This is a genomic window from Mucilaginibacter sp. OK268, from assembly GCF_900103125.1.
In the GTDB taxonomy this organism is placed as follows: Bacteria; Bacteroidota; Bacteroidia; order Sphingobacteriales; family Sphingobacteriaceae; genus Mucilaginibacter.
Genome location: NZ_FNJV01000002.1, coordinates 283,500 through 308,439, shown reverse-complemented (window position 1 = coordinate 308,439; position 24,940 = coordinate 283,500). Strand labels below are relative to the sequence as shown.

Here is a 24,940-nt window from a genome sequence, read left to right as displayed (position 1 = left end):
TGAGTACCTATAAAGAAACAAACAACAACGAATAAAAGGCTGTCACCAGAAATGCTTCTTTGCCGCACTAGGCTTTTGCCCTGCAAATCAGACAGAACCACGGGCTGCAATTATTTGCCCTGCTTCGCACCCACAATTCCACCTCTTCTGCAAAACTTGCAATGCCCTTGCAAGCACACAGCCCATCATTGTTCTGCCCGCTTTTGCCCGAAGCTGTTCTGCTGACGGGGAAAAGAATATCAAATCACGTCATTGCGAGGAGGAACGACGTGGCAATCGCATATTGTACAGAGTCGTCTTGTATGTTTCGCGCATGCAGTGCCAACGATGGCATGATTGTGTTGACATAATCTAAACCCGTCGTGCCGAACTCGTTTCGGCATCCCACATGCATAGCTGCGCATGGCAATGGCTAACCGTCCTGAGAGATCCTGAAACAAGTTCAGGATGACTTATCGGGGTGTAAAGCCCCCTTGTTATTCTCCCGAATTTTCACTATCTTTATATACATTCACAGCCCGGTTTTTCTCCTCAAAAAAGAGAAAACCGGGCTGTTTGGTTAAGGGAAATACAACCTAAAAATAACCGTTTTGTATGTAGTTATTTGATAATCAATAAATTAATACTTTTTAAAGTTTAAAAAACTGCTCAAAACCACGTTAAAATTTGTTAAAAAGTGTTAAAATCGATGGTTTTGAATGAGTTTTGACCCGTTTTTACCCTGTTTTTGGCCAGAAAAGTGTTAAAATTGGGGGTTTAAAAAGTATTATCATCAGCAAAAAATGCCTGCGGAAAAACGGGCATGATGGTAGGATCTGTATATAATGATAGCCGTTTTACTGGCTGCTTTCGTTCTTGATACCTTTGAGTAAAGCGTAGATAGCCATGGCGTGACCGTGCCCCAGCTCAAAATCGGTTTTAAGCCAGTTTACAATATCGCCGGCTTTGGTAGTGGCGGTCAGCTCGCCGTTTTGGGTAAAGCCTTTTTCTTCGGCCAGTTTTCTGAAGTCGGCGGCATCTTTGCCGGTTTTGGCTTTGATGGTGGTAAGATATGCTTGGAATGACATGTTCTTATAATTTATAATGCTGGTTACTAATTGATTGGGGTTGTCAGGAAATCCTCTACGATCAGGCTAAAACTTTCAACCTTTCTGCTGCTGGCGTTCGGGAAAAAGGCCTCGCCAAAGTACTCACCATGGTGACCGGGCAATATAGCCAGCTGACCGTGAGGTAATAAGCGCGACATTTCGGCGGCATGTTCCGGGATTGCCAGGTCATGATCGCCAATGACCACCAGGGTAGGAGCTTGTATAGAGGCTATCTGTTCTTTGGTCCAGCCTTTAAACACGCTCATGCGCTGAACGTCTTTATTAAACATGTTCGTGAGCCCTGCCTGGTTGCCTATTTTCAGGTATTCGTCCTTGTAAATCTGTGGCATATCGCTGTATTTGGGGTTTTTGAAACCTTCCCAGAAGCCTGCGGGTACCGCATCGCGGCTATAAAATGCCGAAGCGATGATGAGCCTCTCAACCAGTTTTGGATGTCTCAGGGCTAATTCAAGCGTTGTTTGGCCGCCATTGCTAAAGCCTAATACATCAGTTTTTGATATGTTAAGCTGACGTAACAGTTCGGCAACGTCATCAGCATCCTGTGTAAAAGTTTCGGGTGCGTCGCGGTCGCCGGTATGGCCGTGAGCCTGTAGTTCAACGGCAATTACCTGATGGGTTTTGGACAATATGGGGATGATACGGGCAAAAGAAGTGGCGAGGGTTGAACCGCCGCCATGTATCAGTACCAATGGTTTACCTGTACCATGAATTTCATAGTACATTTTGATGCCGTTAACGTTGGCGTATTTGCCTTGTTCTGTTGTTTGGGCTTGTGTCGAGCTGCCGGCAGTCATCATAGCCATAATGATTAATGGGATGTGGGTGAATTTATTATTGATGGTGTTTTTCATCGGAGTAAATTTTATATTCAAATGTACGGCTGCTTGTTCAATTGCTAAATGGGCATATCCGACAATTAATGGGCGCTTTGCGACAAATGAGTATACTAACCTGGATAGTTCTGTAATTGGATAAATGAAACTACGGAATTGCTATAATGAAAACAAGATGGTTTATGCGGCAGGGGCTGTTACAACAGGATTGATGGTTATTTTTTCCTTTTCGTAGTCATGTAATTCCCTGATGATCTTTGAAGGGCTTTTCCATTCAAAAACATGAATGAGCCAAAGAGTAATCCGCATCAGACCGGTGGCATGGGCAAGTCCGCCAGCCAGTTGGGCAATGGTTTTATCGCGGGCGCTGATGCAATCGGTATAGGCTATACCCTGTTTGGTCAATAGGTCTTCTGCAAAGCACCAGGCGCCATCGCGGGCATTGCCAATACTAAACTGTATGATAATAGAGTAATTGGAGGAGTGTAAGCCCAGTAAGGAAAGCAGTGGCGATATCCGGTTGATCTCACTGATCACCTCATAAGTTAATGCCGAAATGATGGTGTTGATAGCATCAAAATCTTTTTGTACGCCATCCATATTGCCGTTGGATACTTCAACTGCAGCAATACCCAGATCGAGGTTGATATGGGCATTCATCCCTAACAGCAATTGCTGTAATACCAAGGGTGATGATCTTTCGGCGGTTTCAAATGCCACGCGCCATGAATCACTCAGGGGCTGCTTGTTTTTCCAGGCGGTTAAGGCATCCAGGTATCGGCTGGCAAAAATGACGTCGAACTTTTCCATCCGGGGGCCATTTTCAAACTGACCTTTGACAATACCATCGCGAACGGCAGCGGTAACCTTATAATACAGCGCGGCAAAATACCCTATGCGGTTGTTGGTGGCAATGCTTTCGGTAATAATGTTTTGTAAGGCGTCTATAACCTCATTAATAGTGGTGGCTGGCATAAGTGTTCAGGTTTAAGTGGTGCTGCCATAAAGTTAAATAAAATAACAATACGGATTAAACCACTATGCCGCACCGTGAATATCAGGAGGTCATCTCCCGGAATATTTCGTCAAATGACTTGTTCTTTTGTTTCTGGACCATACCGTTAAACCGGCTGTTAACAGGGCTAAGCAGTTGGATGCATAACTGTTTGTCTTCATCAGATAAGCCATACGACATCATTTTGGCCACTTTCTGTACCTTGTCTTTGGCGATCATAAGGGCTTCTTTGCCTTTTGCGGTAACCTGGAGTCTTTTTACACGCTTGTCTTCTGTATCGGCATACTCGCTTACCAAACCTCTTTTTTTGAGCCGGTTAAGCATATTGGTACCACTTGACAGCTCAATGATATTATTATAAATGGCTTCAGACTTGATAGGGTTTACCTCGTTAAAGATAGTAACCAGGAGTCCAAATTCTTCTATCTGATCAAACCCGGTGCCTTCGAGTGCCTTGTTGGAGTAAGTAATATGATATTTAGCGACCCTCCTTAACAGGATCATCAGGCGACCGTTGATATCGGGTATCAGTTTTTCCTGCTGATCGGTTTTTTCGGGTGTTTTTGGGATCAGGGATAGTTGATACCTGAAAAAATTATCTAATGTAGCATTCGGGTTTTGCTCCTCATAGGCCCCCCATAGCTTAACCAGTTCTACTGTCTTATTCAAATTACTTCCTTTTGGTAGCAAATTTACATAAAAATGGCATAATATTTTATTATTATTGATACCAAAAGGTATAGATTTGAATTATAAATACAACCAAAGGGAAGTATTTATAACCCGTGACTCTATTTAACTGATCGTATTTGTTTGCTAATCAAATTATTAAAGTTTATCTCATTTTTTATGAACTTACAGATCCTTCTTCAAACTTTGCTTGTTCTGCATCTTTCTGGCCTGGTGATTATGGCAGGAACCACCATTGTTGATTATTCCGTATTTAAAACCTTTTGGAAGCAAATTGACCGCGGCGAACCCAGTTCTGCCGGATTACTGGAGGCAACTTCAAAATTTTCGAGGCTTATCGGTATTGGCGCGGCCTTGCTTGTACTCACTGGTATAGGTATGATGGCCATAACCCATGGCGCTTTTGGCGAGCAGTTATGGTTCAGGATAAAATTTGGCCTAGTGATTATTTTGATCCTCAATGGTATACTGGCAGGCAGACGGCAAGCCCTTAAATTAAAAACTGTTATTGAAAGCTCAGGAGCAACGCTGGCTGCCGAAGCCTTTGTGATAAGAGCTCGCCTCAGCCGGTTTTACCTGGTGCAACTGATCATTTTCTTCGTGATCGTTTTTTTAAGTGTATTTAAATTTAACTGATCATCAAAGCATTAATAAATACCTGAATGGAAAATCAAACATATCAATTACTGATCATAGGCGCGAATGGTGGCATAGGCAGGCAGTGTGTAGAGCTGGCTCTGAATGCGGGGCATAGGGTTACCGCCCTGGTGCGAAATCCAGCCAATCTGCCATTAATCCATCAAAATCTGGAGGTAGTTCAGGGCGATCTGCTCAAGCCCGCCACACTTGAAAAATACCTGGTAGGTAAAGATGCTGTTATATCAGCAATTGGTGTTAAGGGAGGGATGTTTGGTGATAAACCTACTACTTTGTACTCGGAGGGGAACGCGAACCTTTTACAGGCTATGGAAATTGTAGGAGTTAAACGAGCCTTCTTCATATCTGCCTCGGCTATTGAAATAAGCCCGGTGATACCCCGCTTTGTTCAATTCCTCGCCAAATATGTTATCCAGAAGCTCTTAAAACATATGTATGCCGATCTGCGCCGGATGGAGTCCATTATCAAGGCGAGCGAAACCAAATGGACGATCATTAGGCCTCCACAGCTCAGCGATCAGCCAGCAACGGGACATTACCGCACGGCAATTAATGACTGGTTGAAGGATTGTCTTAAGATCTCGCGTGCTGATGTGGCGCATTTTATTATTCACAACATCAATAATCCGGCAATCATCAAAACCACGGTAGAAATAGGTTATTAGCAAGCAATAACCTTAAAAAGATGAAAAAACAAAAAGTAGTTTATTGGAGCATAACCGGTGGCATTATTTTTTTTATGTTGTTTAGCGCTTATTATGCAGGTACTAATGCCGCAGAGTTTAAACACCTGGGTTTTCCAAATTATTTCAGGATCGAGCTTATTATGATCAAAATAATAGGTGTCGTTTTACTGCTTATACCACAGGTTAATCAGCGGGTACGGGAGTGGATATATGTTGGCTTTGCGATTAACCTTTTTTCGGCTTTTGTTGCCAAATTGAATAGTGGTTATTCGATACTGGCGTCTTTAGAACCTCTCTTGGTATTGGTGATCATACTAACAGGTTTGTTTTACCTTGAAAAGATCAGAAAAACCACTGCGCCTGAAAATGAGAGATGATTATTCAGATTCCTTGCATGGTGAAAATGATCATCATGCAAGGCTTGATATAATTAGTTTTAAAGATTGCTGCTGATGAGCCCTGCTAAGCTTCTTATCTCGGTAAAGTCGTCCGCAATATATTGGGTGTTGACATGCGAGTCGGTACAGATGAGTTTTTTGATCAATCCGGAATTTTTAAGCTTGTTGATGCCATCATTCACAAAAAGCCCATGTGTGGTGATCACATAGATATCACCTGCACCGGCGTTTTTATAGGTTTGCGCGGCGTTGATGATACTACCGCCCGAGCGGATCATGTCGTCGTAAATAATTACGGTTTTACCGGCTACGTCGGCGTTGATGGCGCTTACTTCGGTATGGTCACCTTTGAGACGGCGTTTGAGGATAAAGGCTGCATTTACGCCCATGTCATTAGCTAACGATTCCACCCATTTGGCCCGACCCGCATCGGTGCTGGCCATTACAAAATTGTTGCCGCCATATTCGCGGGCAGCAGCTATCACAATATCCTTGCAATAAACGTGTACAGGATACAGCCCATGTTCAAAATAGTATTGGATACCTTCGGAATGAAGATCGAACAATAAAACCTTATTACCCCTGTTAGAGCGGGGAATACAGGACAAAAGCCTTGCCCTGGTTTTGGCAGTAACGATTTCGCCGCTAAGCACGGCTCGTTCCATGGTAGAGTAACCAAAGTAGGGTATAACTAACGTTAGCGAGTTAGCGCCATAACTTACCAGTGATGAAGCGAGGTCGTACAATTCCAGTGTAGCCTGGTCGGATACGGTGCCGCCAAGTAGTATCACATCACGATCTTCGACATTGCAGATGATGCGTTGATAGCGTTCGCCATCGGTAAAGTGGCTTACTTCCAGTTCGCCTTTTTCAAACAGACCGGAAGCTAATACTCTTTCGGCCAGGTATTCATAGTCGGTTATATTAAATAGTAACTTCTTCATATTTATATTAATTGGCATTTGCCCGTACCTGTTCAAAATTGATGGTATTTACCAGCTTACCGTTCTCAAATACGGTTTGCAAATGGTCGGCCAGTTCGATATGGTCTTGTTCTTTGACAGTTTTAAAGATGCCGTTTATTTTTACCAGTTTCAAACGCCCGCCTTTGCTTTTTTTGAAACTTTCGGTAATGTTGCCTTGCGCGTCCATTTCGGTTGGGCTTTTTTCAACGGCTACTTCTTTACCATTAATCACAGCGCTGCTGCATTTAAGTGCGAATTTTTGGGTGTCGCGATCGACTTTTTGCAGTAAAGCCCCGCCCATTCCCAGCACCAGGTTTTCGGCGCTGATGCCGTTTTCTTTTAGTGTTTTGTAGATGTTTTTGATCTCGGTATAATTAACCCCATCACCCTGTATCACCCGCAATTGCGGTGGTAAAACTTTGTAGCCTTTGGTGTTAACGGTGTAGCCAAATTTGCTGAACAGGATCTCAAATATCTCCAGCAGGGTCCTGATGGGGTCGCCGCTATCCGGACGGATAACCAGGGTGCCTTTGCGGTTCAGGATCTCATCCCGTAGTTCAGTACCCCAATACTCTTCGCACGCTCTGAAGATATTGTAGCTGTCAGATACGCAGGCGATGGTGCCTGTAGGGAAGCTTTTCAATACGTGCCTGAAGACTTCCAGTTCACCCTCTTTACCCAGCAGGGTGCAAATGCTGTGTTCGGTTGCCGGTATACTGAGTCCATAAACTTTCTGAGCATCATAATAATTGATGGCCATGCTGCTACCAGCCAGGTTATCACTACCGCTGAAGTTAATGAGATGGGCTGCTCCGCCCAGTTTGGCACTTTCTACGCTGCTTACCCCACGGAAACCAAAATCGTTCAGTACAAAATCAATTCCTGCTTCGGCGCCATCGGTAGCGGTTTCCTGGTAGTATTGCGTGATCACTTTTCTGATCTGGTTACTTAATGTGGCCACGGTGCATGGATACCATACCTGCATCAGCAGGGTTTCCAAAAAGTTGGTGAGCCAATAGCATTCAGGATCTGTGTTTTCGATAGTCATGAGTACATTGCCGGTTGGCACGGCTTTACCTTCGGCGACAGCCTTTATTTTTATAGGCAGATGGCCATTATATTTATCCAGGATATATTGAAATTTTGCACGGTTAAATACATCATCACGACCAAATACTTGTTGTAAAAAGCTATCAGCTTCGTCAATGTCTTGTTGTGTAAATGCTTGTCCTTGTATGTACTCTTTTAAAAAATATTGTAAACCGAAAAATATGGTTTCATCAAACCAACCGCCACGGCTTTCCAGGTAACTATATATTTGAGTGGTACCAGGGTAGTAAAATTTATGGTGGGCGTATTTATATGCGTCAGCCAAAAGGATCAGATTTTCGCGTTTCATGGCCTTATTTTTTTAGGTATTTGTTAATCATAAAATCAAACAACTCATGGTGTTCATCACTGATAAAACCATCGGTGAGCATTTGAGGTAGGTCAGATAATTTAAACCAGTCGAGGTCGATAATATCATCCTGTGCTGCGGGGGAGCCGGCTATGAAATCACAACTGAATAGCAAGGTGATGATCTTGTCGGCTTCATTGCGGTAGCGCCAGTCGTTTATTTTGCGAGAGGTTTCATAGGTCATTTCAGTGATCTCCATTTCACCGCATTCCTCCATTAGTTCCCGTTTGGCGGCGCTTTCATAATCGGCGTCCTCAGGATCAGAGAAACCACCAATGAAACGCCATTTGTTATTAACCGCTTTTTTGCCGAGGAGTATTTCGGTTCTGTTATTGCGAAACAAGGCTATATCAACCGTAGGGTAAACCTTTGTATACTGATTATAATAAGCATATAATATCCCCGCTCTGAAATCATTGGAGTCAAATACTTTGTCGGCATATTGTTTACGAAGTTCGGTGGCATTATAATCGCCATGCTCGGGCAACTCTACTGTTTCAAATTTGCCTGAGTAGTAGGGGATAAAGCTATCCCGGCTGCCATACAAACAGAAATGCTCTGAAGGGAAAACGCTTTTTAGTAAATTATCAAGGTTTTCGGACCATACCCGGTCGCTTGGATGATCGCTTACCGGCAGTACAATAATCTCCGGATAATCCTTTTTGATCATTTTTTCGCGGGTATGATAATCATACGGATTTTTTCGGCTGCCGGTTATTGGGCTAACACCAAGCAGAATGATCAGTTTATTGTGGCTGTCTCTTACCTGCTTTATTAATTGACGGTGCCCCTCATGCAGGTATGGTGTTTGGAAACGTGCTATTATTACTCCTGTTTTCATGATTAATTGCGTTAATTATACGCAAATATAAATATGTGTTTTAAATACGCAAATTATTTTTTTATTTTTTATTGACTTAAATCTCAAAACTGATCCCTTGTTTTTGCAGCAAGTAGTATTTTTCTTCGTTAAAACGGAAAAGGTTTCCTGGTCTGCCGGCGCCGTCAAGCGCTTGTTTCTCATTGGTTTCTTCCAGAAAGCCAAATTTGACGATCTTCTTTTTGAAATTGCGTCGATCGATAGGGCGATCAAGAACGGCCATATATAATTTTTCCAGCTCAGAAAAAGGGAATTTTTCTTCCAGTAATTCAAAGCCAACCGGTTGGTAAAGCATTTTACTTTTAAGGCGATCATGGGCCGCATTAACTATCTGGTCATGATCAAAGGCTAATGGAGGGAGGTTTTTGATATTAAACCAGGCTGCATCACTGGCATCGGTATCTGCTTTAATTTCAAAGGCATCTGGTTTTACCAGGCCATAATAGGTAATGGATATTACCCGGTTGCGTGGATCGCGCCCCGGTTTGCCAAAGCTGTATAGCTGTTCCAGATAATTAAAGCTGATGCTGGTTTCTTCCTTTAATTCCCGCTGTATAGCATCCTCGAGTGATTCATCGTCACCAACTAATCCGCCTGGTAAGGCCCAGCTATCTTTATAAGGTTTAATTTTTCGTTTGATCAGGAGTACCGATAAACCTTCTTTTGAAGTATATCCAAATACAACCGCATCAACGGCTACTTTAATGTTCTGAGAAGCTGACATGTTACAAAGTTATTAATATGCACAAAGCAGTCAAGCGTGGTTTGGCTGATGTTCATTGTGTGATGGAACATTCTTAAATTTAGTTATAATTTAAAACTATAACTAAAATTGGTTATATAATATTAATATAACTTAAATTGGTTATTTTACTTTAATATAAACAAAATTAGTTATAACTTAGTAATATGTTAATATAGATGTTATGAAGATATATGCAGTTGTTACCGGAGATATTAAAAACTTTACCAAGTTATCAGATCAAAAACGGGGTAAATTAGTTAGTGATACCGAGCGGTTATTAAGATCAATGGTTAAACAACCTCTGGATGCTGCGATATTTAGAGGGGATAGCTATCAATTTATAGTGAATGACATAGGTGAGGTTTTAAACAAATGCATACGGTTGATATGTTGGTTTAAGATGAATTCTGATAAACATAGTCTTACCCGTTTGGGTACCCGGCTTTCGATTGGAATTGGTGAAATAGCGTATCTTGGTAAAAATGTTCTGGATTCAGATGGGGAAGCCTTTCATTTTTCGGGTAGAAACTTCGACAAAATGGATAAAGAGGAGATCATCAGGCTTACTACCTTTGATGAGGCTAAAACCGGCACATACCAGGTGATACTAATGTATATTAACATGATTGTAAAGGGCTGGACGATAAATCAGGCAGAAACCATCTATCAGTTATTAAGTATAGAAGATAGCACACAGGATAAAATAGCAAAGGAGCTAAAGATGAGTCAGCCGGCTATCGCTAAGAGCTTAAGAGCGGCTAAGTGGAAGGAAATCGAAAAAGGTATTAGTTATATAAACACGGATCTAAAAAAGCAATATTTTAAATAATGGAATTGGGTATTTTATTACGGTTACTGATGGCGCATCTATTGGGCGATTTTCTGTTTCAACCCCAAAGTTGGGTAAAAGCTAAAGAAAGCAAAAAAGAGAAAGCACCTCAAATGTATTACCATGTATTGGTGGTAACTATATTAACCTATCTGTTTTTGTGGGACTGGGGTAAATGGTATATTCCGCTGATTGTGATGGTAACTCACCTGGTAATAGATATCTGGAAAAGCTACCGTTCCAATAATTTCATTTATTTTTTATTTGATCAGTTATTGCATTTGGCCGTTATTCTCCTGATTTGGATAGCTGTTTATTTTAACTGTCAGCTGACAACAGCATGGGTAATTAAATATTTAAGCTCGTCCCATTTCTGGATATTGGTATTGTCTTATTATTTGGTAATTGGTCCGTTAGGAATTGCTATTGGTAAAGCAACCGAAAAATGGCAAAAAGAGGCGGGTATGAATGCCGGGGGCTTAAGTAAGGCCGGTATGTGGATTGGACGATGTGAAAGAGTTTTGATATTAACCTTTATTATCAGTAATCAATATACAGCTTTGGGTTTTTTAATGGCAGCTAAATCCATACTTCGTTTTGGTGATAAAGATGACCGGGAACAAAAAAAGACGGAATATATTTTAGTTGGAACGCTGATTAGCTTTTCATCAGCCGCGATTATTGGGGTTATAGTAAACTATATTCTAAAAAACTAACCGGGGTGTGGGGGATAAAAACGACTTTAAAATGGTTGATAGGTAGAAGCAATACATGTTTCTGGCCTGTTCCTGTTTTCGGTAAAAAACTGAATCAGTATTGAATGTAACCTTCGTTTAATCCTGTGTAGTATGAAGAAATCTCTTTAACTAAATTTTATTTGTAAATAGTTAATTGTGAAAATTCAATAATCACTTTGTAATTCCCACTTAATTGTTAATTATAGAGTATTTTCATTGCGAATATCAAATCTTATTAGATATATTAAAATGATTAATTCGTAATTCTAAAGAAATACCTTGTGTAAACCGTACACTATTATTACTTTAGCTCCAAACCAATATTATCTATACGACAAAATAGATAATTATTACCTGATATTATATATAACGCACATTGCAAAACTTAATGATGATAAACATGAAGGCTTAAGATATAGGATGTTATTTATACGTTAATACATATCATATATCTGTTTTACCGGGTTATTGCCGAAAGGCTTATCTCACAATCAATCCGATAAATCGTCAAGGCTTCACAAGTAATTAATCATACGTAAAGTACCAATGTATTTATGTTATTTCTGGTTATTGCCGTAAGGCTTATCTCACAATTAAACCAGGGATAGATAAATCGACCATTATTGCCTACACAATAGTTGGTATTTCATATTTTTTGGCCATTATTTGGTTATTGCCTACACATTAGCCCTATAATATTTATTACTGGTTATTGCTTGTTAAAAGCGAATTAGCCGGCAATGTCTCTACCATTGCTTTTAAGCCAAAGAGAATAATAATAAAATATGGCAGCAATGTCTCTACCATTGCTTTTATAAGGCCTGATTTTCAGTGTCTTAAATAAGTTCTTAAATCCAATATATTAACTAAATTAATTAAAATCATGCTTAAAAGTTTACTTCTCAAAGGGAGATTTATGGGGGTACTATTATGTTTCCTCATATCTTCATTAGTGGCTACGGCCCAAACAAAGTACAAGGGCAAGGTTATCGGTAGCGATGACAAACTGCCCGTAGTAGGGGCTTCCGTAAGAGTCAAAGGGACTACTACAGGAGCTGTAACAGATGTGAATGGTAATTTTACGCTTACACTTAAAGCGGGCGATGTAATTACCATTTCATACATCGGTTATATAACGTCGGATATTACGGTTGGCTCAGATACTAACCCGAATATTACGCTTAAAGCCGGCAATAACTCCTTAAATGAAGTTGTAGTTACAGGTTACGGCTCACAACGTAAAAAAGACCTTGTTGGTGCGGTGGCAGTAGTGAGTGTTGCTGCTTTGAACCGGCAACCAACAGGATCTGTAGAAAATCAATTACAAGGTCAGGCTGCAGGTGTTACCGTAGTAGCTTCGGGACAACCTGGCGAGGCCCCTGCAGTAAAAATACGCGGTGCCAATACCTTTGGTAACAACCAGCCCTTGTATATAGTTGATGGTGTACCTACCACCAATGTGAATGACTTTAACCCGAATGATATTGAAACCATGCAGGTTTTAAAAGACGCGAGCTCCGCGTCTATTTACGGTGCACGTGCTTCAAACGGTGTAATTATCATCACTACCAGAAAAGGTAAAGGCAAAACCAATATTTCATATGATGCATACTATGGTACGCAGCAACCTAAGGGCGGTAATGTTTATGATTTGCTGAATCCTACCGAAATGATGAGCCTGAGAACATTGGCTATTCAAAATACCGCCAGGCTAAAAGGCATTCCTGTTGACCTGAGCAGTAACCTGTACGGCCCCAATGGTAATGTGCTGCCTGATTATATTAATGCTGGTTTTGATCCTGTAACTAAAGCCCCTAACGGTCCGTTTGGTATTCATGATGGTGATCCTGCTGTTGATCCGTCAAAATATAGCGTTAATCCGTTTTATACCTCGGGAGATCCATCAGGCTTTTACCGCATAACCAAGGCTAACAAAGCAGGTACAGATTGGTATCACGAGATTTTCAGTTCGGCACCTATCCAGAGCCATAACCTGAATGTTAATGGATCTACAGATAAAGCAGCCTACCTGTTCTCTATGAACTATTTTAACCAACAAGGTACTTTGCTAAATACCTATCTTAAACGTTATACCGTAAGGGCAAACACCAGCTACAACCTTACTGATCATATCCGCGTAGGCGAAAACATTTCTTACGCTATATCTGAAAATCCACAGATTAATCAAAATGACGAGGGCTCATCTATCGGTATGGCGTTCCGCGAGCAACCTATTATCCCGGTATATGACATCAAAGGGAATTTTGCCGGTTCAAATACCGCCAACCTTGGTAATGCCCGTAACCCGGTTGCCATTGCAACACGTACACAAAACAACTACGGCATTACCAACCGACTATTCGGTAATGTGTTCGCCGAGGTTGACTTCCTGAAACACTTTACCATTCGTACGCAATTTGGTGGTGAATATTATTCAAACTATAACCATTCTTTCACTTATCCGGAATATGAGAACTCTGAAAACAACACAACTAACTCTTATTCAGAGAATTCTTACAATGGTTACAGCTACACATGGACCAACACTTTAACCTATCACCAGGTTGTTGGTAAACACGATATCAAATTACTGGTAGGTAACGAAGTGGTTAAAAACCGTTACCAGGCTTTAGGCGCAAGCAACACCGGTTATTTTATATTTGACCCAAACTATACCTCTATATCAAGCGGTACTGGTTCACCAACAGCCTATAGTTTTTTACAAAGAGACAGGCTGTATTCACCGCTGATCGCTCGTTTAGATTATACATTTAACGACAAATACTTGTTAAATGCCACTATCCGTCGTGATGGGTCAACCAGGTTTTTAAATGAGGTGTATGGCTGGTTTCCGGCAGTGAGCGCGGGCTGGCGTTTATCTCAGGAAGAGTTCTTTAAAGGTATCAGCTGGATAAACGACTTTAAGATCAGGGGTGGTTATGGTGTTATGGGTAACCAGAATAACGTTGACCCGCCAAACGCCTTTAGTACCTTTGCCGGTAACAGAACCAACTCTTATTATGATATCAGCGGTACCTCAACCAGCACCGTTCCTGGTTTTACTCAAAACAGAATTGGTAACCCTGACGCAAAATGGGAATCAGACAAAAACTTAAACGTTGGTTTTGATGGAACATTCTTTAACCAGAAGTTAGAGATCTCTGCCGATTATTATAAAAAGAGCATTACCGACCTGCTATATAATCCAAACTTGCCAGGTACCCAGGGTACAGCCCGTGCGCCATACGCAAACGTAGGTGCAATGGACAATACCGGTGTGGATATAGCCATTACTACACACCAAAACCTGTCGTCAGAGTTAAAGATGAACGCTACTTTAACTTTTACTACTTACCACAACGTTATTAAAAAAGTAACACTGGGGCAGCCTTATTTTGATCAGAACAGTGGTCGATTTAATGGAAGCTTTATCGTAAGGAACCAGGTAGGCGGCCCTGTTGGTGGCTTCTTCGGTTACAAGACAGATGGTTTCTGGAACTCACAGGCCGATATTGATGCTGCTAACCAAAAAGCTGGCGGAACTTATCAGTCTGATGCTGCCCCTGGCCGTTTTAAATATGCCGATGTAAACGGTGATGGTAAAATTACTGCGGCTGACCGTACATTACTTGGTAACCCTAACCCTAAATTTACAGGTGGTTTAAACCTTGATTTTTCATATAAACGCTTTGATCTGAATATGTTCTGGTATGGCTCCTATGGTAACAAAATCTGGAATGATACCAAATGGTGGACAGATTTTTACACCAACTTTTTGGGCGTAAAAAGCAAAACCGCGTTGTATGACTCATGGACTCCTACCCATACAAATGCTAAAGCGCCAATACAGGAGATCGACGGCTCATTCAGTACCAGTACCGTACCTAACTCTTATTATGTAGAAAACGGCTCATACCTGCGTTTGCGTAATGTTCAAATCGGTTACACTTTTGATCCTAAGATACTGAAAAGCGTAGGGATTGACAGGTTAAGGGTTTACTTATCTGGTGCCAACCTCATCACCATTACCAAATATAGTGGTGTAGACCCTGAAATTGTGGGCAGTGGTTCAGGTAACCAGGCTGTTGATACTAATGCAGGCGTTATCAATACCCAAGCAACTAACAGCAGCACCAACTTTGGTATAGATCGTGGTAATTATTCACCGGTACGTACTTACTTATTGGGTTTACAGGTTAAGTTTTAATTATTTAAGATTAGAAAGAAAATGAAAAATATTCAACGTTTATCGGTTTACGCTTTGTTAGCGGTCGGTATTATACAAAGTTCATGTAAAAAGTCATACCTGCAGCAGCCGGTGCTGGGTGCTTTGCCATCTGCAGCTATTAACACTGCAGCCGGTGTGGATGGATTGCTAATTGGTGCTTACTCCGCACTGGATGGACAACAGGGTAGCAACGCGGCCTTTGGTGGTGGCGGTCCATGGGAAGCTGCAGCTGACAATTGGGTTTATGGCTCAGTAGCTGGCGGCGATGCTCATAAAGGCAGTTCGGGTACTGATCAACCGGCAATTAACTCCATCGCTCGTTTCACCGTTGATGCCAGTAACGGATTTTTGAACAGTAAATGGAGGGCTGATTATGAGGGTATCACACGTTGTAATAACGTGATCAAGGCATCTGCTCTTGCAACAGATATGACCGCATCGGCTAAAACTTTAGTAGTTGCACAAGCTAGATTTTTACGCGGGCACTATTATTTTGATCTGAAAAAGATGTTTAACAATGTGCCCTATATTGATGAAACTACCACAAACTTTGTGCAACCAAATACAGCGGATGTATGGCCAAAAATTGAGGACGACTTTAAGTTTGCCTACACCAACCTACCTGAAACACAGGCACAGATTGGACGGGTAAATAAATGGGCTGCCGCTGCCTATCTGGCTAAAAGCTATTTGTACGAGAAGAAATACACTGATGCTGATGCCTTGTTTACTACCATAATAACAACCGGTAAAAACTCTGCCGGCGTGGCATATGACCTAACTGCTAATTACTTTGACAACTTCAACGCTGCAACCAAAAACAATAAAGAAACCGTATTTGCCGTACAACAGGCAGCAAATGACGGTACCAATACTATTAGTGAGGCTAATAATGGTGATATGTTGAACTATCCGTACAACAGTCCGTTCGGTTGCTGTGGTTTCTTTCAGCCAACGCTTGATCTGGCAAATTCTTTCCGTACAAATGCTGCGGGTTTGCCTTACCTTGACGATTATAATTTGCATCCTGTTGCAAACGACCAAGGTATAGCGTCTACTGCAGCATTTACATTGGATGCCGGTAATCTCGACCCTCGTTTGGATTGGACTGTTGGTCGTCGTGGTGTTCCGTTTTTGGATTGGGGTAATCACCCGGGCCAGGGCTGGATTCGTGAACAAAGTTCAGCTGGTCCGTACTCAGCCAAAAAAAACGTTTACTTCCAGGCTACCAAAGGTACTTATGGCGATAGTCACTCCTGGGCTCCGGGTAACGCCAACCAGATCAATATTATCCGCTTTGCCGATGTGTTGCTGATGGCTGCCGAAGTAAAAGCGCAGTTAGGTACAGGCGATTTGGGCGAGGCTTACGTTAACCGTGTACGCGCAAGAGCTACAAATCCGGCAGGTTTTGTATATACTTATAAAAATGCGGCTAACCCAACTGGTGGTTATACTACAACTCCGGCTGCAAACTATGTGATCAGCCAATACCCTGGAGGTTATTTTTCCAGCAAGACCGTGGCTTTAAAAGCTATCTATTTTGAGCGTAAACTGGAGCTAGCTATGGAAGGTCACCGTTTCTTTGATATTGTTCGCTGGGGTATTGCGCAGCAGTTATTGGCTACTTACTTTAATTTAGATGGCAAGACAATAACCGATGTGAGCGGTGCAAGCTTTACTCCAAACAAAAATGAATATTATCCAATTCCGCAGGCTCAAATTGACCTGGAATCTAACGGAACAACCTCCGCTTTAAAACAGAATCCTGGTTACTGATAAATTCCTTATCACCTTATATAATAAAAAGCGACAGCATTGCTGTCGCTTTTTATTATTACTAAATTATAACTTTAAGTCCTTCAATATTTATCGCTTAATGGCATTTAAAAAAGATCATATTATCCTTACTTCCATTGTTTTATTCGCCGTTGCTATTTGCTCGTTGACTTTAGGTTGCAATAATGATCAGCCAGTAGCTGTTGTTCCCCTTGATGGTAAAGCACTCTCAAAAAAATATTGCCAAAGCTGTCACCAATACCCTGATGCCGGATTGCTTGATCAGGAAACATGGGGCAAACATGTATTGCCTGCTATGGCCCGTCGCTTAGGTATAGCTGTTTATGCCGAAGACCAATATGTGAATGATCCTCTTGCAAAATCGACACTGGGTTATGAGGATTGGCTAAAAATTGTAAATTATTATAAAACAGTTGCGCCCAAAACGCTGAAACCCGCCAGGGTACCGGTAGCTCCGGTTAAAGACATGGGTGTGTTTTCATTACTTAAACCGTCACCAGGCCAAACCATCGCAACCACCAGTCTGGTTGCCTTTGATACTATAAGCAACCATATTTTTACCAGCGATGGAATGACCCGTAGTATCAGCCAATGGTCGCCCGGGTTAAAATTGTTGTCATCACAAAGATATAGTTCACCAGCAGTTGACGTCAGCTTTAACAAAGATGCTTTGGGGGCAGAACATGGCCTGTTCACTTTTATTGGTTCCATGGATGCTATTGATGTTTCCAATGGTTTTATAACGAATTTATTAGTTAATGGTTGGGCCGAAGATAATAATAAACCACTGGCTGATAGACTGCCCCGTCCGGTAAAAGCACGCGAGGCAGATATGGATAAGGATGGGCTTACAGACCTTATTATATGCGGGTTCGGCCATAATGCTGGCGGCTTGTACTGGTATAAACAACTACCAGGAAAGCAATATGAAAAACACATCATCAGCACTATACCCGGAGCGGAGTATGTAGAGATAGGTGACTATGACCATGACGGATGGCCGGATATCATGTGCCTGTTTGCACAGGCTGAAGAAGGGGTATGGCTTTTTTTGAATAATCACAAAGGCGGTTTTACTACACACAATTTATTGAGGTTTCCACCGGTTTATGGCTCCAGCAGTTTTCAACTGATTGATTTTAATCACGATGGCCGCCCCGATATTTTATACACCAGTGGTGATAATAGTGACTATTCCAAAATATTAAAACCTTATCACGGGGTTTACATTTTTCTTAATCAAGGCAACTTTAAATATAAGCAGGCCTATTTTTATCCGGTTAACGGAGCCAGCAAAGCTGTTGCAGCTGATTTTAATGGTGATGGGAAATTGGATATTGCGCTCATCGCTTTTTTTTCTGATCTGAAAAATAATCCGGAGGAAGGATTTACTTATTTTGAGCAAGACAGTCCGCTGCACTTTATTCCCCATAATTTACCTATAGCCAAACACGGCAGATGGATCTGTATGGATGTTGCCGATTATGATGCCGATGGAAAGCCGGATATTATAATGGGCAATTATTCTTTTGGCTTTATTAACCAGCCCGATCTTAAACCCGACTGGGACGCTTACACACCTTTTGTTATACTTAAAAATGTCAAACATCAAGCCAAGCGCAAATAACCAGATTATAATATGTTCGATACTGATTCTATATAGAATAAATATATTCAAAAAGTGATAAAATAGTTTTTACTTTCTTTTCTTTTATATAGAATTATGTTATATTTACTAATAATAAACCAAGTGCACCAATTTTAACCTTTGAAAAGACTTTCTGCTATATTGTTATTGAGCATTCACCTGTATAGTTTGGGGGGATATTTGATATTGCATCAATACCTATCATACTGTGCCGATAAATTTTATGAGGCACAGGCGGCCAAGGGGCTTTATAACACCGATGAATTGGTGGATATTAAGATACCAGTAAATATGCCAGGCATCACCAATTGGACAAGGTATGAGAACATCAGTGGCCAAATACGCTTTGGCGACCAGGCCTATAATTATGTTAAAATGAAGATAACTCAGCATACTTTATATCTGAAGTGTGTGCCTAACTATCGCTCGACTCGTCTTAATACGCATAACGTAATTCATGCACAACAAACTAATGATGTGCCTGTTAAGCAAAAAGATCATGTGCCTTTTGTGAGTATGCAACTGGTGGATGTATTTTCGTCCTTTGTCTTTTTAAATACAACTTTTGAACCGCCGGTCACCCTAATTACGCCGGCTAATACCCTATACTTTCAACCCGAAACATGGCATCATGTAACTATGCCTAAACAACCGCCCAGGTTTAATTGCTAATCGGGTAATTTCTGTAATTTCTTTTATCTGATTGATATGATTGCTTTGGTTTAAGTAAAGCAAAGCATCCAGTTCAACGATGCTTGAATTAGTAGAAAAATTATTTTTAGTGTCTGTATTCAGAAATATTACGACATAGATATGTAGTGTATTTTATAATTAATATTATATTATATAATATTAATTATGCATAATTGTGTTTTTTTTTGATCTGTTGAATAGATAAAAGATATATAATAATTAAGAATAAAACTTATAAAAGCCATAGTTAAAGTCATGAAAAAAAAGCGTTTGTATTTAAAAAGATGACTTTATAAAATGGTAAAGACCTTAGATTGTAGAGATCTGAGTTTAGTTGATCGATGTTTGTAGGAACATTGAATGGCGCTCCGGGGTGAGATACGGAGCGCTTTTTTGTTATATTGAAATATATGGTATCAGTAAAAGTATTTCCAGACTAGATAAAGTAATTAAGCATTATTAAAGGTAACGTGCAATTTGATTTTGAGATCACCTCATCCTACGGGACTAACGGAGCAGGATTGAATTTTACAACAAATAGCTATTCCGTGAGTTATAACTAATACAGTATATATAAGTCCTGGGTTATTCAAACTATACTTTGGAAATTCATTAATGATCATGACCGGTGGCGGCATGATCATTTTTTTACAGGTTTAAATGAATTAGATTGATTTATAAATATTGTCTGGAGTGTTTTTTTGGATTTATATATTCAAAATTCGATATTTACGGAAGCCATATCTGAAAAATCTTCTATATATTACAAATAGACCATATTCTATTTAATTGAATTTTTATGAATACCCCGATCTTCCGAAACCCATGAAGTATAAAATATCTTTATGTGTTCTTTTTACACTTTTTATAAGCCATCTTGTTTTAGCTCAAAGTGAACAATACCAATTTTCTCAACTTAGTATAGCAAACGGTTTATCTCATAATCAGGTAACCTGTATTTATCGGGACAGTAAAGGGTTTATGTGGTTTGGAACACTCTCTGGCCTAAACAGATATGATGGTTACAAATTCAAAATTTTTAAACATAATGATCATGATCCCTGGTCTTTGGATGATGATTTTATTGTGCGTGTTTTTGAAGGGCCATCTCATCAATTATGGGTACAAACACATAACGGATTAAATATTTATAACCCGTTAACAGAGCACTTTGAACATAATGTATTAAAGAAACTATCGTTTTTTTCAATACCTGATAGTCTGATCCGAACGATCAAAAAAGACCGTTTGGGTAATTTTTGGTTTTTACCAACTAATCTTGGTGTTTATAAATTCAACGCTGCTACGAAAAAAGTAACACATTTCGTGCATAAGAGCGGTGATACAACTGCTCTTTATTCAAATGCCACTACAGATATAGCAGAAGATAGTCATGGTGATTTTTGGCTGGCACAAAGTGGTGGGGTACTGGAGAAATTAGATCACAAATCCGGTAAGATCACCCAAAGAGTTTATAATATCAGCAAGTTAAATCCCTATGAAAAAGTTAATTTGAGATTATTTATTGATAAACAGAACGATTTATGGGCGTTTGATACTAGTAATCCGGTGGGCGTATATTATATCTCTCCCTCAAAAAATGAATTTAAACATATCGATAAAAGCTCTCCCTCCAATCCCCTTAATGCAGATCTTATTTCAGACATCATACAGGATGATAAAAACATGATATGGATAGCCACTGATCACGGTGGTATCGATATTTTAAATAAAAGTGATTTTAAAATACAATACCTGGTAAATCGGGAGGATGATAGTAAAAGTTTGGGGCAAAATAGTACCATATCTATTTACAAGGATAATAGCGGGATCATTTGGGTAGGAACGTACAAACAGGGGGTAAGTTATTATCATGATAACATTATCAAATTCCCGTTATATAAACATCATTTAACAGATCCGCATGGTTTAGCTTATAACGATGTAAACAAGTTTGCTGAAGATGATAAGGGTAACTTATGGATAGGAACCAATGGAAAAGGCCTGATCTACTTTAACCGGCAGACCGGGATTTTTACCAGCTACTTACATGATGCCGCAAATACCAACAGTCTGGCCAATAATGTTATCGTTTGTTTATGGATGGATTATCAAAAAAAGCTATGGATTGGTACCTATTATGGCGGGCTGGATTGTTATGATGGTAAAACTTTTAGGCATTATAGGCATAAGAGCAATGATGAATCCAGCTTATCTGACGACCGTGTATGGGAACTTATGGAAGACTCCTCTCATAATCTTTGGGTAGGTACTTTGGATGGGGGGCTGAACCTGTTAAACCGAGAAAAGAATATATTTTTACATTATAAAGCCGATCAGCCTAACTCAGTTTCCTCTAACTATATTTCTGGTTTGATTGAAGATGAACATCATGATATATGGATCGCTACTTCAATGGGTGTATCAGTAATGCTTCACCAATCCCATCGGTTTATATATTATCATCATAGTGATAAGGATAAGAATAGTTTAATAAACGATAATGTAAATAACCTTACCGAAGATTCCCGTCACTTAATCTGGCTGGCAACGCGCGAGGGACTGAGTATATTCGATCCGGCAACTAAAAAATTCACCAACTTTAAAAAAGATGATGGTTTACCCGATAATACCATACTGGATGTATTAGAGGATAATAACCATAATATGTGGATCAGCACCACGAGTGGTTTATCAAATGTTATTGTAAAAAGTACAAATAATAATTTAACGTTCAGGTTTGTTAATTATGATGAAACGGACGGTTTACAGGGGAGGGCGTTTAACGAGAATGCATCGTTAAAAACCACAGCCGGGGAATTGATCTTCGGTGGTCCCAATGGTTTTAATCTGTTTAAACCTTCAATTATTAAGTCTAATAAAACTATACCTGGGCTTGTATTAACCGATTTTCAGGTTTTTAATAAAAGTTTAAGTCCCGGAGAAGATCTGAACGGACACATTATCCTTTCCAAATCTATTACAGAAACTACCGATATTGCACTTAAGTATAATGAAAACGCATTTGCTATTGAATTTGCATCACTAAACTTTTTTAATCCTGGTAAAGTTAAGCTGAAATATAAGTTGGAAGGGTTTGATAAGGGCTGGACCACAAGTGATATCAAAATAAGAAAAGCTACTTATACCAATCTTGATCCTGGCGATTATATTTTTAAAGTTAAAGCAGCAGGTGAAGATGATATATGGCGATCTGAGCCATTAACATTAAAAATAAAAATATTACCTCCTTTCTGGAAAACGGGGTGGGCCTATTTTATATATGCCTTGTCATTTATTGGTGCCCTGTTCTATGTAAGGCATAGGGGAGTGAAAAAAATTGAGACGAAGTACGCTCTGGAACACGAGCGCCAGGAGGCTCAGCGTATGCATGAACTGGATATGATGAAAATTAAGTTTTTTACCAATGTAAGTCATGAGTTCAGAACGCCGTTATCGCTTATTATAGCCCCGGTAGATAAAATGTTAAAGCATGCAGCGGGGGCAGAACAACGGGAACAACTACAAATGGTGAACCGGAATGCCCGGCGCTTATTAAATATGGTCAACCAATTGCTTGATTTCAGAAAGATGGAAGTACAGGAACTCAAACTGCACGCCAGGAGTGGTGATATCATTAGTTTCATTAAAGAAATGGCTTATTCCTTCTCGGATATTGCTGAAAAAAAGCATATCCGGTTTGTTTTTGATTCGGAAACTGAAAGTATGGTGATTAATTTTGATCAGGATAAAATAGAGCGGATCATATTTAACCTGCTCTCTAATGCGTTTAAATTTACACTGGAGGGTGGCCATGTGAGCGTTTTATTAACAAAAGTTGAAAAAATACCCGAGGGGCAGTTTCTGGAAATAAAGGTTATGGATACCGGTATAGGCATTCCTTTGGATAAACAGGATAAGATTTTTGAACGCTTTTTTCAGAGTGAATTGCCCGGTTCTATGGTTAACCAAGGTAGTGGTATTGGCTTATCAATTACAAGGGAGTTTGTAAAATTGCATCATGGTGAAATATCAGTGGAGAGCGAACCTGGCCAGGGTAGTTATTTTACCGTTTTGTTGCCGGCAAGTTTACCAGCTGAAGCAGATACTCAAACACTGTTTGCGCAATCCGATATAACTGAAACAATTAAGGTTGAAGATAAGGATGGGCAGCGACCGGAAGTTAACCGTACAGCCAAAAAGGTAACTGTTTTATTGGTTGAAGATAATGAGGACTTTCGCTTTTATTTAAAAGACAATCTAAATGATATCTTTCATATTATCGAGGCCAGTAATGGTAAAGAGGGGTGGCAAAAAACGCTGGCCCTGCACCCCAACTTGGTCGTGAGTGATATTACTATGCCTGAAATGAGTGGTATTGACCTTTGCCGCAAAATACGCAATGACAAACGTACATCGCACATTCCTGTGGTATTACTTACCGCGTTAACAGGCGAAGAACAGCAATTACAGGGACTTGAAACGGGCGCCAATGATTACCTAACTAAACCTTTTAATTTTGAGATACTGCTCTCCAAATTGAAAAACATACTGGCCATACAGGAGGACATGCGCAAAACCTATCAAAAGCAACTGGATGTTAAGCCAACAGCTATAGTAGCTGAATCGTTTGATGAAGCTTTTATTAAAAAGGTATTGCTGCTTATAGAGAAAAATATGGCTAATGGTGATTTTTCGGTAGAGGAGCTAAGTAGCGAGTTATGTGTAAGCCGGGTTACGCTATATAAAAGAGCACTGGCTTTAACCGGGAAATCACCCGTTGAACTTATCCGGTCTATTCGTTTAAAACGTGCCGCGCAATTGTTGGAAAGCGGACATTTAACCATATCCCAAATATCGTATAAAGTTGGATTTAAAAGTCAGAAGTACTTTGTGCGTTCCTTTAAGGCTGAATTTAATTGCCTGCCTTCAGCCTATATCAACAATAAGAATAAACAGCATCTTAATGAAACTCATTAAAATGAGTATGAATAAAGCAATATTCATTTGAATTTCGGTTTTTTTAGGCCAATTTTGTTAACCACCTCCACCTGTATTTTTCGCTCTCATAGGGTTAAATCGCTTTTGTTTTGTATTAAATATCTGTAAATCAACTAATTGATACGTGTTAACATTTGTGCCCCTATTTATAAACAATCGATTGCAGCGCTACCCGTAACTTCACCCTCATTAAAGGACGAATAGTGAATTTTTTAATGCCGTCTGAAGGTATTAAAGCAGTAGCTCATCGGCTATAACCAATTTTAATATTATAACCTATTTAATTTGACTATGCTAAAACGTGTACTCCTTAGTACCTGTACAGTTTTTTTTGCCACTATTTTTACTCATGCGTATGCACAAAACATATAAAAAAGTGGCTGAGGGAATCATTGTTAACCTGCAGTGGAAATCAACGCAGGATACCCCCCTGCTCCAAGTGAAGGTGACTTCTGATAAAATCATCCGGATTACAGCCACTCCTGAAAATTCTTTTTTTACCGCTAAAACTAAAGCGCTAACCACTAATCCAATTTTATGAACCAATTATTTACCAACCTAAATTCATTT

The 24,940-nt window shown here is 40.1% G+C and carries 19 protein-coding genes; 11 read left to right on the top strand and 8 right to left on the bottom strand.

Annotation, left to right across the window (positions count from 1 at the left end; translation table 11 throughout):
- Positions 1–836: 836 nt before the first annotated feature.
- The 4 genes from BLR84_RS07215 to BLR84_RS07200 form a co-directional block, all read right to left on the bottom strand.
- On the bottom strand, positions 837–1,067 hold the full coding sequence (locus BLR84_RS07215) for a DUF4287 domain-containing protein (RefSeq protein WP_090466439.1): 231 nt from the start codon (positions 1,065–1,067) through the stop codon (positions 837–839).
- A 26-nt stretch (positions 1,068–1,093) separates the two neighbouring features.
- A complete protein-coding gene (locus BLR84_RS07210; protein ID WP_255366873.1) occupies positions 1,094–1,960 on the bottom strand; it encodes an alpha/beta fold hydrolase in 867 nt (288 codons plus the stop codon).
- 162 nt (positions 1,961–2,122) lie between these two features.
- Positions 2,123–2,917 carry a DUF5995 family protein gene (locus tag BLR84_RS07205; protein WP_090466437.1) on the bottom strand — a complete coding sequence of 265 codons (795 nt, stop codon included), beginning with the start codon at positions 2,915–2,917 and terminating at the stop codon, positions 2,123–2,125.
- Between the two features lie 82 nt (positions 2,918–2,999).
- On the bottom strand, positions 3,000–3,626 hold the full coding sequence (locus BLR84_RS07200; RefSeq protein ID WP_090466435.1) for a MarR family winged helix-turn-helix transcriptional regulator: 627 nt from the start codon (positions 3,624–3,626) through the stop codon (positions 3,000–3,002).
- Positions 3,627–3,806: 180 nt separating this feature from the next.
- Between BLR84_RS07200 and BLR84_RS07195 the strand changes: the two genes are divergently transcribed.
- Genes BLR84_RS07195 through BLR84_RS07185 form a run of 3 tightly spaced genes read left to right on the top strand, consistent with a single transcriptional unit; the run spans position 3,807 to position 5,367 of the window.
- Positions 3,807–4,283 carry a DUF2214 family protein gene (locus tag BLR84_RS07195; protein ID WP_090466434.1) on the top strand — a complete coding sequence of 159 codons (477 nt, stop codon included), beginning with the start codon at positions 3,807–3,809 and terminating at the stop codon, positions 4,281–4,283.
- A gap of 26 nt (positions 4,284–4,309) precedes the next feature.
- Positions 4,310–4,969, top strand: coding sequence for an NAD(P)-dependent oxidoreductase (locus tag BLR84_RS07190; protein WP_090466432.1), 660 nt, complete (start codon positions 4,310–4,312; stop codon positions 4,967–4,969).
- Between the two features lie 20 nt (positions 4,970–4,989).
- Entirely contained in the window at positions 4,990–5,367 is a 378-nt protein-coding gene (locus tag BLR84_RS07185) for a DoxX family protein (RefSeq protein WP_090466430.1), read from the top strand.
- Between the two features lie 59 nt (positions 5,368–5,426).
- Here BLR84_RS07185 and BLR84_RS07180 read toward each other — a convergent pair whose 3' ends face one another.
- The 4 genes from BLR84_RS07180 to BLR84_RS07165 form a co-directional block, all read right to left on the bottom strand.
- Entirely contained in the window at positions 5,427–6,332 is a 906-nt protein-coding gene (locus BLR84_RS07180; protein ID WP_090467619.1) for a ribose-phosphate diphosphokinase, read from the bottom strand.
- 7 nt (positions 6,333–6,339) lie between these two features.
- Positions 6,340–7,752, bottom strand: coding sequence for a nicotinate phosphoribosyltransferase (locus BLR84_RS07175; protein WP_090466428.1), 1,413 nt, complete (start codon positions 7,750–7,752; stop codon positions 6,340–6,342).
- Positions 7,753–7,756: 4 nt separating this feature from the next.
- Positions 7,757–8,653 (bottom strand): NUDIX domain-containing protein, encoded by an 897-nt coding sequence (locus tag BLR84_RS07170; protein ID WP_090466426.1) that lies wholly within the window; start codon positions 8,651–8,653, stop codon positions 7,757–7,759.
- Between the two features lie 76 nt (positions 8,654–8,729).
- Positions 8,730–9,416, bottom strand: a complete 687-nt coding sequence (locus BLR84_RS07165) for an NUDIX hydrolase (protein WP_090466424.1) — start codon at positions 9,414–9,416, stop codon at positions 8,730–8,732.
- Between the two features lie 202 nt (positions 9,417–9,618).
- On the opposite strand from BLR84_RS07165, the gene BLR84_RS07160 reads away from it, so the two are divergent.
- The 8 genes from BLR84_RS07160 to BLR84_RS07125 all read left to right on the top strand — a co-directional run bounded on the left by BLR84_RS07160 (position 9,619) and on the right by BLR84_RS07125 (position 24,911).
- On the top strand, positions 9,619–10,266 hold the full coding sequence (locus BLR84_RS07160; RefSeq protein WP_090466422.1) for a hypothetical protein: 648 nt from the start codon (positions 9,619–9,621) through the stop codon (positions 10,264–10,266).
- A complete protein-coding gene (locus BLR84_RS07155; RefSeq protein WP_090466420.1) occupies positions 10,266–10,982 on the top strand; it encodes a DUF3307 domain-containing protein in 717 nt (238 codons plus the stop codon). Before BLR84_RS07160 ends, BLR84_RS07155 begins: the two co-directional genes overlap by 1 nt.
- 904 nt (positions 10,983–11,886) lie before the next feature.
- Positions 11,887–15,210: a SusC/RagA family TonB-linked outer membrane protein gene (locus BLR84_RS07150; protein WP_090466418.1), complete on the top strand. Its 3,324-nt coding sequence runs from the start codon at positions 11,887–11,889 to the stop codon at positions 15,208–15,210.
- A gap of 21 nt (positions 15,211–15,231) precedes the next feature.
- Positions 15,232–17,007 carry a RagB/SusD family nutrient uptake outer membrane protein gene (locus BLR84_RS07145; RefSeq protein ID WP_090466417.1) on the top strand — a complete coding sequence of 592 codons (1,776 nt, stop codon included), beginning with the start codon at positions 15,232–15,234 and terminating at the stop codon, positions 17,005–17,007.
- Positions 17,008–17,107: 100 nt separating this feature from the next.
- The gene (locus tag BLR84_RS07140) at positions 17,108–18,655 is read left to right on the top strand and encodes an FG-GAP repeat domain-containing protein (protein WP_090466415.1); all 1,548 of its coding nucleotides are present in this window, start codon (positions 17,108–17,110) and stop codon (positions 18,653–18,655) included.
- Positions 18,656–18,796: 141 nt separating this feature from the next.
- Positions 18,797–19,348, top strand: coding sequence for a hypothetical protein (locus BLR84_RS07135; RefSeq protein ID WP_143013856.1), 552 nt, complete (start codon positions 18,797–18,799; stop codon positions 19,346–19,348).
- Positions 19,349–20,194: 846 nt separating this feature from the next.
- Complete coding sequence (locus tag BLR84_RS07130; protein WP_090466412.1) at positions 20,195–24,349, top strand: hybrid sensor histidine kinase/response regulator transcription factor; 4,155 nt, start codon at positions 20,195–20,197, stop codon at positions 24,347–24,349.
- A 370-nt stretch (positions 24,350–24,719) separates the two neighbouring features.
- Positions 24,720–24,911 carry a hypothetical protein gene (locus BLR84_RS07125; RefSeq protein ID WP_143013855.1) on the top strand — a complete coding sequence of 64 codons (192 nt, stop codon included), beginning with the start codon at positions 24,720–24,722 and terminating at the stop codon, positions 24,909–24,911.
- Positions 24,912–24,940: the final 29 nt, after the last annotated feature.

Bases quoted from the DNA above. Each gene is read 5' to 3' on its own strand.
- BLR84_RS07215 (WP_090466439.1), bottom strand. From the start codon at position 1,067: ATGTCATTCCAAGCATATCTTACCACCATCAAAGCCAAAACCGGCAAA.
- BLR84_RS07210 (WP_255366873.1), bottom strand. From the start codon at position 1,960: ATGAAAAACACCATCAATAATAAATTCACCCACATCCCATTAATCATT.
- BLR84_RS07205 (WP_090466437.1), bottom strand. From the start codon at position 2,917: ATGCCAGCCACCACTATTAATGAGGTTATAGACGCCTTACAAAACATT.
- BLR84_RS07195 (WP_090466434.1), top strand. From the start codon at position 3,807: ATGAACTTACAGATCCTTCTTCAAACTTTGCTTGTTCTGCATCTTTCT.
- BLR84_RS07190 (WP_090466432.1), top strand. From the start codon at position 4,310: ATGGAAAATCAAACATATCAATTACTGATCATAGGCGCGAATGGTGGC.
- BLR84_RS07185 (WP_090466430.1), top strand. From the start codon at position 4,990: ATGAAAAAACAAAAAGTAGTTTATTGGAGCATAACCGGTGGCATTATT.
- BLR84_RS07180 (WP_090467619.1), bottom strand. From the start codon at position 6,332: ATGAAGAAGTTACTATTTAATATAACCGACTATGAATACCTGGCCGAA.
- BLR84_RS07175 (WP_090466428.1), bottom strand. From the start codon at position 7,752: ATGAAACGCGAAAATCTGATCCTTTTGGCTGACGCATATAAATACGCC.
- BLR84_RS07170 (WP_090466426.1), bottom strand. From the start codon at position 8,653: ATGAAAACAGGAGTAATAATAGCACGTTTCCAAACACCATACCTGCAT.
- BLR84_RS07165 (WP_090466424.1), bottom strand. From the start codon at position 9,416: ATGTCAGCTTCTCAGAACATTAAAGTAGCCGTTGATGCGGTTGTATTT.
- BLR84_RS07160 (WP_090466422.1), top strand. From the start codon at position 9,619: ATGAAGATATATGCAGTTGTTACCGGAGATATTAAAAACTTTACCAAG.
- BLR84_RS07155 (WP_090466420.1), top strand. From the start codon at position 10,266: ATGGAATTGGGTATTTTATTACGGTTACTGATGGCGCATCTATTGGGC.
- BLR84_RS07150 (WP_090466418.1), top strand. From the start codon at position 11,887: ATGCTTAAAAGTTTACTTCTCAAAGGGAGATTTATGGGGGTACTATTA.
- BLR84_RS07145 (WP_090466417.1), top strand. From the start codon at position 15,232: ATGAAAAATATTCAACGTTTATCGGTTTACGCTTTGTTAGCGGTCGGT.
- BLR84_RS07140 (WP_090466415.1), top strand. From the start codon at position 17,108: ATGGCATTTAAAAAAGATCATATTATCCTTACTTCCATTGTTTTATTC.
- BLR84_RS07130 (WP_090466412.1), top strand. From the start codon at position 20,195: ATGAAGTATAAAATATCTTTATGTGTTCTTTTTACACTTTTTATAAGC.
- BLR84_RS07125 (WP_143013855.1), top strand. From the start codon at position 24,720: ATGCGTATGCACAAAACATATAAAAAAGTGGCTGAGGGAATCATTGTT.